The 13,048-nt window shown below is 73.0% G+C and carries 12 protein-coding genes; 5 read left to right on the top strand and 7 right to left on the bottom strand.

The features are described 5' to 3' along the window. Position 1: 1 nt before the first annotated feature. The 4 genes from A9A59_RS05730 to A9A59_RS05715 form a co-directional block, all read right to left on the bottom strand. Positions 2 to 835: a hypothetical protein gene (locus tag A9A59_RS05730; RefSeq protein WP_098503367.1), complete on the bottom strand. Its 834-nt coding sequence runs from the start codon at positions 833 to 835 to the stop codon at positions 2 to 4. A 75-nt stretch (positions 836 to 910) separates the two neighbouring features. Then, positions 911 to 1,645, bottom strand: a complete 735-nt coding sequence (locus A9A59_RS05725; RefSeq protein WP_098503366.1) for an SIMPL domain-containing protein — start codon at positions 1,643 to 1,645, stop codon at positions 911 to 913. Further along, positions 1,642 to 2,436: an anti-sigma factor family protein gene (locus tag A9A59_RS05720; protein ID WP_098503365.1), complete on the bottom strand. Its 795-nt coding sequence runs from the start codon at positions 2,434 to 2,436 to the stop codon at positions 1,642 to 1,644. Before A9A59_RS05720 ends, A9A59_RS05725 begins: the two co-directional genes overlap by 4 nt. Further along, entirely contained in the window at positions 2,433 to 3,050 is a 618-nt protein-coding gene (locus A9A59_RS05715) for an RNA polymerase sigma factor (protein WP_098503364.1), read from the bottom strand. The genes A9A59_RS05720 and A9A59_RS05715 overlap by 4 nt, the downstream gene beginning before the upstream one ends. A gap of 81 nt (positions 3,051 to 3,131) precedes the next feature. Here A9A59_RS05715 and A9A59_RS05710 point away from each other — a divergent pair, with 81 nt between their 5' ends. From A9A59_RS05710 to folP, 5 genes are read left to right on the top strand one after another with little or no spacing between them, the layout of a single operon-like run. After that, positions 3,132 to 6,002, top strand: a complete 2,871-nt coding sequence (locus A9A59_RS05710; RefSeq protein WP_133117526.1) for a hypothetical protein — start codon at positions 3,132 to 3,134, stop codon at positions 6,000 to 6,002. After that, positions 5,999 to 7,735: a signal peptidase I gene (gene lepB, locus A9A59_RS14315; RefSeq protein WP_278286808.1), complete on the top strand. Its 1,737-nt coding sequence runs from the start codon at positions 5,999 to 6,001 to the stop codon at positions 7,733 to 7,735. The genes A9A59_RS05710 and lepB overlap by 4 nt, the downstream gene beginning before the upstream one ends. 43 nt (positions 7,736 to 7,778) lie before the next feature. After that, positions 7,779 to 8,357, top strand: coding sequence for an orotate phosphoribosyltransferase (locus A9A59_RS05700; protein WP_098503362.1), 579 nt, complete (start codon positions 7,779 to 7,781; stop codon positions 8,355 to 8,357). A gap of 47 nt (positions 8,358 to 8,404) precedes the next feature. Further along, positions 8,405 to 8,917: a DinB family protein gene (locus A9A59_RS05695; protein WP_098503361.1), complete on the top strand. Its 513-nt coding sequence runs from the start codon at positions 8,405 to 8,407 to the stop codon at positions 8,915 to 8,917. Beyond that, positions 8,914 to 10,119, top strand: coding sequence for a dihydropteroate synthase (folP, locus tag A9A59_RS05690; RefSeq protein WP_133117525.1), 1,206 nt, complete (start codon positions 8,914 to 8,916; stop codon positions 10,117 to 10,119). Before A9A59_RS05695 ends, folP begins: the two co-directional genes overlap by 4 nt. A gap of 4 nt (positions 10,120 to 10,123) precedes the next feature. Here folP and A9A59_RS05685 read toward each other — a convergent pair whose 3' ends face one another. The 3 genes from A9A59_RS05685 to A9A59_RS05675 are packed head-to-tail and all read right to left on the bottom strand — an operon-like array spanning position 10,124 to position 13,011. Then, a complete protein-coding gene (locus tag A9A59_RS05685; protein WP_098503359.1) occupies positions 10,124 to 10,810 on the bottom strand; it encodes a hypothetical protein in 687 nt (228 codons plus the stop codon). After that, entirely contained in the window at positions 10,807 to 11,784 is a 978-nt protein-coding gene (locus A9A59_RS05680; RefSeq protein WP_098503358.1) for a DUF2157 domain-containing protein, read from the bottom strand. The genes A9A59_RS05685 and A9A59_RS05680 overlap by 4 nt, the downstream gene beginning before the upstream one ends. Before the next feature lie 51 nt (positions 11,785 to 11,835). Further along, positions 11,836 to 13,011 (bottom strand): D-arabinono-1,4-lactone oxidase, encoded by a 1,176-nt coding sequence (locus A9A59_RS05675; RefSeq protein WP_098503357.1) that lies wholly within the window; start codon positions 13,009 to 13,011, stop codon positions 11,836 to 11,838. Positions 13,012 to 13,048: the final 37 nt, after the last annotated feature.

Genomic DNA, 13,048 nt, shown 5'->3' with positions numbered 1-13,048 from the left:
GCTACTCGCCGTAGATGCGGGCGAGGAGCGCGTAGAGGTCGGGGTCGTAGCTGCGGAGCCAGTCGCGGTCGCGGCGGCCGCGGAGGTCGCTGTGGAGGAAGTAGGCCTGGGTGCCTTCGGCGAAGTACTCCTCGGCGTTGGTGGCGGCGTAGTCGCCGCGGTACTTGCCGGCGGCCATCGCGCTGGCATAGAGCTGGCGGATATCGAAGTAGTCGGCGGGCGGGATGGCCCAGCCCATCACGAGGTGGCCGAGTTCGTGGTAGAGGATGTTGAGTCCGCCGCAGGGGCCTGAGCGGCGGCCGAGGAGGTCGTCTTCGTTGACGGTGACGACCGGGTAGTCGGCGCGGTCGGCGACGCCGCAGACGTGGTCGAAGAAGTCGCGGGACCCGGTTTCGGCCAGGCAGCGGAACTCAGGGAGGTCGAGGACGCCCTGGCCTGAGGCAGCGATGATAACGTAGGCGCCATCGGCGGCGAGGGCCTGTTCGAGGTCGTTGCTGGCGAAGAAGCGTTCGACGGTGCGCTTCGCGGCTTCGACGGCGCGGGGGGAGACGTCGCGGTTGGCCACGATGGTGATGCCGGCTGCTTCGGTGATGGTGGTGTATTCGGGCGAGAAGCGGCGCGGCTGGCCGGGGTCGGGCATTTTCGCGACGCCCTGGCAGACGTCGCCGGCGGCGGGGATGGTCGGCGAGGTGCGGGGTTCGACGGGCGAGGCTGGCTGCGTGCGGGGAGCATCGGTGCCGGCATCGGAGGCGGAGCGCAGGACGAGGACGGCCGCGCCTGCGAGGAGGAGGATGGCGGCGACGGGCGCGAGGATGGCGGCCAGGAGGGGCTTCACAGGAACAGGGTGGCGGCCCACCGGATGGGCTGTAAAGCGGCGGGCTTGACCGGGGATTTCCGGGCGGGCGGCGGGCTACTGTGCGACGGCGAAGCGGACGGAGACGGTGACGGTGACGGTGGATTCGCCGGGCTCGATGGGGGTGGCGGTGTCGGCGGTGGAGCGGGCGGCGGGGAGGCCGAGGGGAATTGGGCCGCTGGCGGCGGTCTCGGTGATGGCAAGGACAGCGCCGACGCGGACGCCGGCGGCAGCGGCAAAGGTCTCGGCGCGCTTGCGGGCGTCGGCGACGGCGTTTTTGCGGGCAGTTTCGAGGAGGTCGTCCTGCTTGCTGAAGCCGAGCTGGAGGCTGTTGAGCCGGGCGGCATCGCCGGCGGCGGCGAGTGCGTCGTCGATGACTTTGCCGAGGCGGTCGAGGTCGCGCACGCGGACCGCCAGGAGGTTCTGGACGGTGTAGCCGGTGATGACCGGCGGGCCGGAGCGGGAGTAGTCGTACTGGGGCTGGACGGCGATGGCGCGGGTCTGGATGTCGCGGTCGGCGACGCCGTTGCCTTTCACCGAGGCGATGAGGCGGCTGGCGGCCTGGGCCGCGCGCTCACGGGCGTCGGCGACGGAGGCGGCGGTTACTTCAACGCCGAGGTCGAGCATGGCCATGTCGGGGGCGGCGGCGGCTTCGCCGGTGCCGGTGACGGTGATGCCGAGGTCCGTGGTTGATTCTCCTGCGACGATGGTGGTGTCGCCGCTGCAGGCAGCCGCGAGCACGGCGACGAGAGGCAGCGCGGCCAGGAAGGCGGCCAGTCGCGTGGGGGTCATGGGGTGCGCCTCCTGCGGCGGAGTTCGACGGCGGCGAGGGCGACAAGGGCGAGGACGGCGAGGGCGCCGGAGGCGTACAGCGGCCAGCGGGCCTCCGTCGTTTCGGAACGGGATGCGGAGGCGGGGCCGAGCGCATCGCCGGCAGCTTTTGGCGCGGTCGTATCGGCGGCGCGCTCGCCGGGGGCGGGGCTGGCGGATGCGTCATGCGGCGGGGCTTCGCCGGCGGCGGCCGGCTGCGGCGCGGGGGTGACGCCGACGGGGGCGGTCGCGCCAGCACCGCTGACGCCGCCATTCGGTGGAGGCCCGACGCCGGCAGTTAACGCCGCCTCGGGCGAGGGAGCGGCAAGCGGAGCAACAGGCGCATCATCGGCCGCTTCGGTGCTCATGAGACCGACCCCGGCAGGGCCGTCGGCGGGCGCGGTAGAGACGCTGCCGCGGTCCGGGGTATCGGCCAGCGTGAGCACGGCGACGGCGGCGAAGAGGGCGACGGCGGCAGCGGCGGCGACCCGGGTTATGAGGACAACCGGGGAGCGGCCCGGCGGCCGGGCCGGGGGGTTGGAAGCCTCGACCATGGCCGGGGAGAGCCGGAGCGACCGCGAGGGCTCGAGGAGGGGGAGCCCGCGGAGGGCGGCGCGAATGGCCTGCTGCCCTTCGAAGCGGGTGCGGCAGGCATCGCAGGCGGCGAGGTGGCGATCGAAGGCGTCGCGTTCGCCAGGGGCTGCGCGGCCGCTGACGACGTCCGTCAAGAGGTCGTGCCAGCGGCGATGCCTGCGAAAGAGCCAGTCGATCATTGTTCCCCTCGGTCGTGGAGACGTCCTGAGCGCGTGAAAAGTTCCGGGCGGCGCTGGAGGGCGCGGCGGAGGCGTTCGCGGGCACGGAAGAGACGGGATTTGACGGTGCCCATGGTGACGCCGGTGATAGCGACGATCTCTTCGTACTGGAGGCCGTGGACGTCGGCGAGGAGGACGACCTCGCGCTGGTCGGGCGGGAGGCTGCGGAGGGCGGCTTCGAGCGCGGGGCCGAGGGTACGGTCGTCGAGGGCGAGAGCGGGGTCAGCGCCGGGGGCGGGCGGGTCGATGGCGAGGTCGTCGTCCGTCTCGGCGGCGAGGGAGCGGGCAGGGATGCGGCGCATGCGGCGGCGGAGTTCATCGCGGGCGCAATTTGTGGCGATGCGGAGGAGCCAGCCGCGGAAGCTGCCGCCGCTGAACTGGTGAAGGGCGCGAAAGGCGGAGAGGAAGGTTTCCTGGGCAGCGTCTTCGGCGGCGGTTCGTTCGCCGATGAGGCGGTAGCAAAGGCTGAAGACGATGGACTGGTAGCGGTCGACGAGGCTGTTGAAGGCGGCAAGATTGCCGTCTTTTGACAAAGAGACCAGGTGCTCGTCCGGGGGTTCGAGCATGTCGGCCATGTGCGCCGAGGGTAGGTCAATCGGCTGTAAAGGGCGAAGCCGGAGCGCCGCCCGGGCCAGCGGGGAGGCTATGGTACGCTGATGACGATGAACGATGGCGAGGGGCGGCCCCTCGACGAGCTTGCATCAGGAGAGCAGGACCCGCAGGGGTGGTACTTCGACCTCCCGAGCGATGCATGGAAGCGGCAGGAGGAGAAGAACCGCCTGCTGCGGGAGCGGTTGCGGCAGGGTTCGGCTGAGCCGGCCGAGCCGGAGCGGGGGGACCCGTTTGTGCTGCGGCGCCCGGAGCCGGAGCCGCCGAAGAAGCGCGGGCTGTTCAGGCTTGGCCGGAAGAAACGGGAGAACGAAGCGGAGCGCCCGGCGGGTCGGCGGGAGGAGCCGAGGGCCGGGCGGCCGGGCTGGCTGACGGCCGATGATGGAGACGCGGACGAGTGGTCGACGGAGCGGGTTCCGTTCGACGCGCCGGCGGAGGAGGCGGCGCTGCGGCTGCGCCCGCGCATGCGGGCTGAGGAGGCAGGAGAGCACGGGGGACTGGGGAGCGCGGAGCAGCGGCCGGCCGTTCCGCCGGTCGAGCCGCCGCCGCTGCGGCTGCGGTCGCGGACGGAGCGGCAGGAGGGGTCGCGGCTGAACTGGGACTTCGGACCCGGCGCCTGGCCGGAGACGCCGGCGAATGGCGCGGCAGAACCCCCGGTCGACAGCCCGGAGAACGAGGAGAGCATCTTTGCGCGGATGCAGACGTGGGCGGAGCGGGGGCGCGAGGAGCAGCACCGGCGGCCGGGGCTGGGACATCGCGACGACGACGAGCCTGGCGGGCACCTGGACCGGGATGCGGCTGACACCGCGGCCAGCATGGAGCCGGTGCGCGAACGGGCAGCGGCCAGCGCTGCCGAGCCAGCGACGCCGGCGCCCGGCGGTGACCAGGGCGGACTCGAAGCGCGGTCCGCGGGGCCGGTCCACGGGCCGGAGCTGCCGCCGCTCAGGCTCCGGCGCGCATCCGACGTCCCGGCGAGCGACGCCCCGGGGGCCGGCGAGCGGAAGAGCAGCAGGTGGGACGAGTTCTTCGGGCTGAACCGGGAGAAAGGCGAGGAGGACGGGCCGGGGCTCTCGGAAGGGCTCGCCGCGATGCGGGAGTGGGCGAAGAAGAAGCCCCTCGGGGACGATATCCGGGAGATCCCGGAGGAGTTCCTGAAGCCGTTCGACTGGGAGCTCGAAGAGCAGGGCCAGGCGGGCGGCGACGTGCACCAGGATGAGCCGTTCGCGGCCTTCCGCGTTGGCCGGGAGCCGGAGCCGGGGGCCGACCGGGAGGCGGGGGCGCCGGCGTGGTTCGATTCCGCAGCGGGCGGTGACGTGCACCAGGATGACCCATTCGCGGCCTTCCGCGCGGGCGGAGAGCCGGAGCCGGGGGCCGACCGGGAGGCCGGCGCGCCGGCGTGGATGGCCCCCGCAGCGGGCGGCGACGTGCACCAGGGTGACCCGTTCGCGGCGTTCCGCGCGGGCGGAGAGCCGGAGGGCGCAGGCCCGGCCGGCGGCGACGAAGAGGACCCGCTTGCCGGGATCTTCGCGCGGCGGGACGCTGCGCCGACCCCGCCGCCGGCAAAGGAGAAGCGCGGCCTGTTCGGACGGTTTTTCGGGCGGAGCCGGGGTGAGGCGCCACCACCCGAACCTTCGGTGGCACCTGGAGCAGGCTGGCTGATCGAAACGGAGGAGGACGCGCCGCCCGTCAGCGCTGCGCCCTCCGATTCGGCGCCCGCAGAGGGATGGGACGCAAACGCCAGCACGTCCACAACGGCAGGCCGGGCCACCGGTGAGGAGTTTATGGTGGAGGTTCGCGCGCAGGGTGCGCCGGTGACCGCGGGGACGTCCGGGTCCGCTCGAGCGGAGGAACGCCTGGCAGTGGAGGACGCAGGGGTTCCCTTCGACCGGGCGGAGGAACTGGCGGAGGACGAGGAGTGGGCGCCGGAGCCGGTGCCAATGGTCCGGGAGCCGGTGGAACCTGCCGCTGCGCGCGGCGGGGTGCCCGAGCAGCCGGAGGAGGACGAGTGGGCACCTGAGCCGGTACCGGTATTCGGGGCACCGGCGGAGTCAGCCGCTGCGCGGGGTACGGCACAGGACCAGCGGGGGGACAACGAAGCGCGGGCTCCGGAGCCCGTTGAGCTGAGCCCGTCGGCGTTTGGCGCTGCGGTCCAGGCGGCATTCTGGAGCATGCCGGCAGATGAACCGGACCCGGCGGCGGAGCGGCCGTGGTGGGAGGCGCCGGAGGCGGAGGAGACGACCGAGGAGGCCGTTGCCAGCGCGGAGCCGGCGGTCGAGGGCCAGCCGGAGGCGCCGGCGGCGGAGCGGCCGTGGTGGGAGGCGCCCGAGGCGGAGGAGAGCGTCGAGGAGGCGGTCGCAAGCGCGGAGCCGGCAGTCGAGAGCCAGCCGGAGGTGACGCAGGCGGCGGAGCGGCCGTGGTGGGAGGCGCCGGAGGCTGCGGAGACCGTCGAGGAGGCCGTTGCCAGCCCGGAGCCGGCGGTCGAGAGCCAGCCGGAGGTGACGCCCGCGGCGGAGCGGCCGTGGTGGGAGACGCCGGAGGCGGAGGAGAGCGTCGAGGAGGCGGTCGCCAGCGCGGAACCGGCGGTCGAGAGCCAGCCGGAGGCGCCGGCGGCGGCGGAGCGGCCGTGGTGGGAGACGCCGGAGGCCGAGGAGAGCGTCGAGGAGGCGGTCGCCAGCGCGGAGCCGGCGGTCGAGAGCCAGCCGGGGGCGGCGGCTGCGGCGGAGCGGCCGTGGTGGGAGGCGCCCGAGGCGGAGGAGAGCGTCGAGGAGGCGGTCGCAAGCTCGGAGCCGGCGGTCGAGAGCCAGCCGGGGCGCCGGCTGCGGCGGAGCGGCCGTGGTGGGAGACGCCGGAGGCTGAGGAGATTCTCGAGGAGGCCGTTGCCAGCGCGGAGCCGGCGGCCGAGAGCCAGCCGGGGGTGACGCGAGCGGCGGAGCGGCCGTGGTGGGAGGCACCCGAGGCCGAGGAGATTGTTGAGGAGGCGGTCGCCAGCGCGGAGCCGGCAGTCGAGAGCCAGCCGGAGGTGACGCAGGCGGCGGAGCGGCCGTGGTGGGAGGCGCCGGAGGCGGAGGAGACGACCGAGGAGGCCGTTGCCAGCGCGGAGCCGGCGGTCGAGGGCCAGCCGGAGGCGCCGGCGGCGGAGCGGCCGTGGTGGGAGACGCCGGAGGCGGAGGAGAGCGTCGAGGAGGCGGTCGCAAGCTCGGAGCCGGCCGTCGCGAACGAGCCGGAGGCGCCGGCGGCGGAGCGGCCGTGGTGGGAGACGCCGGAGGCGGAGGAGACGGCGCAGGAGGCCGTCGCCGGCGCGGAGCCGGCGGTCGAGAGCCAGCCGGAGGCGCCGGCGGCGGCGGAGCGGCCGTGGTGGGAGCGCCCGGCGGTGTTCGAACCACCCGCAGCATGGACGCACGCGCAGCCAGCGGCCTCGCCGGGCGAGGACCGGGGTGGCGGCAACGAGGATATGTGGGGCGATATCGCGGAGACCGCCGAGGCGGCCGCGACCGGCAAGGAGGATGACCTCGACCTGGCCGCGAGCCTCGAAGCGCAGCTTGGTGCAACGCTCGAAGAGCCGGCGTGGCCGCAGCCGTCACCGGCGGAAGACGAGAACGACGCGTTCCGGTCGACCGAGGACGAGGGCGACGTGATCCTGAAGGCGTTCGAGGCGCACGCTTCGACCCCGGACCCGGAGGAGGATGCGGCGGAGGCCGCGGCCCTCGAAGCCGAGACGGCGGCAGCGCTCTCGGCGCTCTTCGGCGAGAACGCGACGGAGATCGTGGCGGAGGCCGGGGACGAGCCGCAGGAGCGGCCGTTCATCCGCCTGGGCGCGTGGGCGCCGCAGCGGAGCCTGCCGGCCGACGACGGGTGGGCCCCCGAGGAGGAGGTCCGGCAGGAGCTGGAGGCCCGGGCGAACCCGCTCGGGTTCGCGGTCGAGCCGGTCGCAGGGACGCCGCCGTGGCTGGCGGAGGCCGAGACCGGGGAGGACGAGCGGCCAGGGCAAGCCGGGAGCGACGGGAAGCTCAAGGCGTGGATCCGGGAGGTGGTCGAGACCGTGATGCTGGCCGCGCTCGTGTTCCTCTCGGTACGGGCGAGCTTCGGCAACTTCAAGGTCGACGGGAACTCGATGTATCCGACGCTGGAGAACGGCGAGTTCCTGATCGTGAACAAGCTGGTGTACTCGGAGGTCGACCTTGAGAAGCTGTCGAACTTCCTGCCGTTTATCGACCCGGGGGACGACCCGACGCGCTACGTGTTTCACGGGCCGCAGCGGGGGGACATCATCGTGCTGCGCGACCCGCGCGACCCGAGCACGGACCTGATCAAGCGGGTCATCGGTCTGCCGGGCGAGACGATCGAGATCGTGAACGGGAAGGTGTATATCAACGACCGGCTGCTCGAGGAGCCGTACATCACGACGCCGTGGAACGACACGCTGCCGAAGATCCTGATCCCGCCGGACGAGTACTTCGTCATGGGGGACAACCGGAACAACAGCCTGGACAGCCGGAGCGCGCAGGTTGGGCTGGTCTCGAAGGACCTGATCATCGGGAAGGCGACGCTGACGTACCTGCCGCTGGACCGGTTTGGGCTGGCGCCGAATCAGAAGGGCGTGCTGACCGAGCAGAAGCCGGTGCTGACAACGAAGCGGATCGGCGAGGAGTAGCTCGGGCGCGACCGGAAGGGCGGGAACGGGTACGCTCGGGGCCGTGACGGAGAGGCACCTGACGCGGGACGAGGCGTGGGCGCTGCTGGAATCGCGGGGAGCGCTGCTGCGCGGGCACTTCCAGTACGCGAGCGGGCGCCACGGCGAACTGTACATCGAGAAGTTCCGGATTCTGCAGTGGCCGGATGTGACGGAGCCGCTCTGCCGGCAGATTGCGGAGCGGTTTCGCGGGCTGCCGACAGTGGTCGCGGGGCCGACGACGGGCGGGGTGATCCTGGCGTACGAGACCGCGCGGCAGCTGGGCCTCCGGGCGATCATCGCGGAACGGAAGGACGACCACGGAGAGGAGCGGGAGTTCCGCCGGGGGTTCGAGCTGGGCCCGGGCGACCGTGCGCTCGTGGTTGATGATGTGCTCACGACCGGGGGCAGCATCCGCGAGGTGCTGAAGGCGGTGACGGCGCGGGGAGCGGAGGTTGCGGGCGTCGGGGTGCTGGTCGACCGGACGGGCGGGACGGTGGACTTCGGGGTGCCGTTTTTCGCGTGCCTCGACGTGCCGGCGGCGTCGTGGGAGGCGAGCGCCTGTCCGTTGTGCCGGGACGGGGTGCCGCTGGTCGTGACCTGAGCCGGCTGCTTACGACGCGGGGCGACCGCGGGGGCTAGAATGCAGGCGTGCGTTATGTGCCGGCCACTGCGGGGAGCGACCCGTCATTTTTGCTGAAGGCGCTCGGCGAGGCGGGCGGCGAGCTGGCGCGGGCGTTTGCCGGTGTGCGGGAGCGCGACCTCTTGCGGCCGGCGCCGTGGCCGGACGAGGGGTGGTGCCTGCTGGCGGTGCCGTATCACCTGGTGCAGGTCGAGCGGGGGCTGCAGGAGCAGGTCGCGACGATCGCGATGAGCCGCGGCGAACCGGAGATCCTGCACGTGGACCTGGACGACATCCCGTTCGAGGCGGACTACGCGGAGTGCGAGCTGGAGGACCTGCTGGACGAGCTGCACTACCTGCGGCGGCGAACGACCTACCTCCTTTGGGACCTTTCGGACCGGGACTGGCGGCGGACGGGCCGTCACCCGTACCGGGGGCCGGTGTCGATCCTCGAGCTGGCCCGCGAGGCGTACGAGCACGACCTCGAGCACCTGTGGCAGGTGCGGCGGATGGTTGAGGCGCTTGCCGGGGGCACGCGGTGAGGCCGTCGCTGCGGGTGGTGCCGCCGGGGTTCGGAATGGCGGCCGCGGAGCCGGAGGCGCCGTACGCGGTCCATTTCGCGGGCGACCGCGAGCGGCTGCAGCTGGCGACGAGCGCGCTCGGGCTGGGCATCGACCTGCGCGAGCCGGACATGGCGACGGTCTGGGGGCCGCGCCCGGTGCTGGAGGGGCTGGCGGCGAAGCTCGCGGAGCTGGGCTCGCCGCACGCGGAGCGGCTGCGGGCCTTCCTTGCGCCTGTGACGGCGTGGCGGCTGCGGACGCGGGAGCTGCCGCTCGATCGGCCGATCGTGATGGGAATCCTCAACCTGACCGATGACTCGTTTTCGGGCGACGGCGTGGGACGGGACACCGGGGCGGCGTGCGCAGCGGCGGAGCGGCTGCGGGCGTCGGGCGCCGACATCATCGACGTGGGGGCGGAGAGCGCGCGGGCAGACCGGCCGGTGCTGGAGGCGGAGGCCGAGGCAGAGATTGTGGCGGGGGCGGTCGAGGCGCTGGTGCGCGAGGGGCACGTGGTTTCGAGCGATACGTACAAGCCGGCTGTGGCGCGGGCGGCGCTGGCAGCAGGCGCGGAGCTGGTGAATGACATCAGCGGGCTGACGCTGGGCACGGGCGCGGCCGTGGAAGCGGCGGCGGCAGGCGCGGGCTACGTGCTGAACTACAGCTACACGGTGCCGAAGCGGAGGCCGGACGCTCCGCCGGTCTACGCCGATGTGGTGACCGAGACGGTGGGGTGGATGGAGGCGCGGCTGGGGGAGCTGCGGGCGTGCGGGCTCGAGCGGGCGCAGGTGGCGGTGGACCCGGGCATCGCCTTCGGGAAGAGCCACGACGAGGACCTGCAGATGCTGCGGCGGATCGGCGAGCTGGGGACATTCGGGCTGCCGGTGCTGCTGGCGCACTCGCGGAAGAACTTTATCGGGAGCGTGGGCGGGCTTCCGCCGGCCGAGCGGGACCTCGAGACGCACGTGGTGAGCGCGCTGGCGTTCGCGCAGGGGGTGCGGATCTTCCGGGTGCACGATGTGGCGGGAGCGCGCCGGGCGCTGGGGATGGCGGAGGCGATCGCGGCGCGCGGTCCGGGCGCCTATGCGCCGGGGGAGGGGAGCTGGCCGTGGCGAGCAGGGGCTTCGGCGGCGCACATGACGCGGGCGGAGCCGGCGGTGCCGCCGCCGCCGGGGCAGCGCTGGTAGGCGGTCAGTCGGGCGGCGGGGGCCAGGCGCCGACGCCGGGGATGCGCCAGGCGACAGCTGAGCCGCCGGAATCCCTGGCGAGCGTGCCGCGGGTGGAGCCGTCGCGGGAGACGAGCCAGAGCTCCGGAGCCCTGCCGCGGGGCGGGTAGTAGATGACCGCGAGCCACTGGCTATCGGGCGACCAGCCGGCGAGCTGGGGGCCCCAGTCGAGACCGTCAAACTTCAATTCGGCGACGACCTGGCCGTCTTTGATGAGCTGGATGCGGCCATCGTCGCGCTGGAAGGCCTGGGTGCCGTCGGGCGCGGTCTGGAGCAGGAAGGACCGGTCGCCTTTGTAGGGGGTACGCCCGAGTTCGCGGCCGGTTTCGAGGTCGATGGTGACCAGGGTTTCGAGCGAAGGGACGGCATCGACATAGGCGATGCGCGATGCATCGAGGAAGAAGAGGAGACGCGGGGAGATGCCGGTGCAGGCGACCTGCCGGCGGGACTCACCGGAGGCTCGGGCGAGGATGATGCAGCTTTCGCGGTCGACGTAGAGGATGTCGCCGGGGATGGCGGGATTGGGGCTGTCCTGGAGGTCGGGCGGGGAGACGTCCTTTCGGCCCCAGCCAAGGGCGACGACGGCGGTGATGATCACGGCGAGGACGCCGCCGAGCAGGGCGACGACGAACCAGCGGTCGGAGCGGGTCACGTTGCGACACCGCGGCGGAGCTGGGGCGCGAGGCGGGCGAGGAGGAGAACGGCGCCGATGAGGAGGACGCCGGAGATGATGAGGGCGACGGGTGCGCCGAGCTGGTCGGAGAAGTTCTGGAAGATGGCCCGGACAAGGGCGATGAAGAGGAGGAGGACGCCCCAGAGGACGTACTGGAAGGAGGAGCGCCAGACGCCCAGGACGAGGAGTCCGGCGGCGGCGAGGAACGCGGGGATCTCCCAGGGGGTGCCGCCGGAGCTGAAGCCGGGCTGGTAGGCGCCGACGGCGAGGAGGAGTCCGAAGATGGTGCGGGCGGGGGTGCGGGGGACGAGGCGGCCGGTCTCGGTGAGGGCGATGGCTGCGAGGGCTGCGGCGGCGAGGGTCCCCCCGGCGAGCGGCAAGGAGAACTCATCCGGCCACTGGCCAATCGCCTGGGCGAGGAAGAAGAGACTGGCGCCAAGGGCGAGGAGCTGGAGGGTCGACGGGGTGATGGCCCAGAGGAGGAGGGCGAGGGCGGTGGCGGCAGCGGTGACGACGAGGAAGGGCGTCGTATCTTCGTCGCGGGCGAGGCCGAAGGGCTCGTACTCCCAGATGTAGACGCCGAGGGCGAGCGCAGAGAGGCCGACGGCAGCCGCCCAGGCAAGCTGGCCTGCGCGGCGCATCCCGGGCTCTTCGCGACCGCGGAGGAGCGCGCCGAGGAGGAGGGTGAAGGCGGCAGGGACGGCGGTGACGGCAACGCGGGCGGGCGAGGCGAGGTCGCTCCAGTTCTGGGCGGCGAGTGCGAACACGCCCACGGCGAGGACGGCGATGCCGAGGTAGAGGAGGACTTCGATCACGCCGGGGCGCTCGGCGGACGCGCGGGCGGGCACGGGCGCGGCGCGGGCCGCTTCGAAGGCGCGGATCCGCTCCGCGACCTGCGGGTCGAGGATGCCGGCTTCGACCCAGCGGCGGAGGTCCGCGTCGAGGTCGCTCATCGGAGGGGAAGGTACGATCCCGGGGGTGAAAAGACAATGCGGGGGCGGCTCTCAGGCGAAGAGGCCGGCGAGGTATGGGGAGAGGAAGCGGCCGGCGGGGTCGAACTCGCGCCGCAGCGCGCAGAACGCTTCGAAGCGGGGATAGGCGGCAGCGAGGTCGGCGCGCGTGCTGGTGTGGAATTTTCCCCAGTGGGGGCGGCCGCCGAAGTCGCGGAAGATGGGTTCGAGGTCGGTGAAGAATTCGCGATAGGGGCGGGCGGCGTCCTGGTGGACGGAGATGGTGACGGTTGCGCGGGCGAAGGCGGGGCTGAGCCAGGCGTCGTCGGCGGCAAGCGTCCGGTATTCGACGGGCCACCCGACCTTCGGGTGGCGCTCCTTCATGCGCTGGCGGACAGCGCGGAAGCAGGCGGGGCCGGCTTCGGCGGGGACGGCGTACTCCATTTCGTTGAAGCGGAGCTTGCGCACGGAGGGGTAGATGCGGTGGGCCCAGCCGACCCGTTCGCCGGGGCCATCGAGGGGCGGAGGGTCTTCGGTTTCGGGTTCGGCGTCGACCGGGTCGAGGGCCTTCGATTCAGCGATGTCGGAGCGGGGGAACCAGAAGAACTCGTAGTGGTCGTGGGATGCGATGGTGTGCTCGAGCTGCTCGAGGCACTCGTCGATGGGGTGCTGCCAGACGCGCTCGCGGAGGGCGTAGCGGGGCACGCAGGCGAGGGTGACGCGGGTCATGATGCCGAGGAGGCCGAGGGAGACGCGCAGGGCGGGGAGGAGGTCGGCGGAATCGAGGTCGAGGAGGTCGCCGGAGGCGGTGACGAGGCGGACGCCGACGAGGCGGGTGGAGATGGAGCCGTAGGCGGGGCCGGTGCCGTGGGTGCCGGTGGCGATGGCGCCGGCGAGGGCCTGGGTATCGACGTCGCCCTGGTTGGGGAGGGCGAGGCCGTGCTCCCAGAGGAGGTGGGTGGCATCGTGCAGCTTCGTGCCGGCGTAGAGGGTGGCGGTGCAGGCAGCGGGGTCAGAATCGAGGAGGCCGGTGAGGCGGTCGAGGCTGAGGATGGCGCCCGCGGCGGGGACGACGGGGACGAAGGAGTGGCCGGAGCCGGCGACGCGGACGGTTGTGCCGGCGGCGGCAGCTTCGCGGACGAGGGTAGCGACAGCGGCCTCGTCGGCGGGCGCTTCGAGGCGGGCGGTTTCAGCGACGACGGAGCCGGACCAGTTGGACCACGATGGCATGGCGCCTCCCCCGGGCGGAGCTACGGAGAAGGCTAGC

It is taken from the genome of Tepidiforma thermophila (genome assembly GCF_002563855.1).
Taxonomy (GTDB): domain Bacteria; phylum Chloroflexota; class Dehalococcoidia; order Tepidiformales; family Tepidiformaceae; genus Tepidiforma; species Tepidiforma thermophila.
The sequence above is the reverse complement of the archived record's forward strand: the minus strand, read 5'-3'. Positions and strand labels throughout refer to the sequence as shown.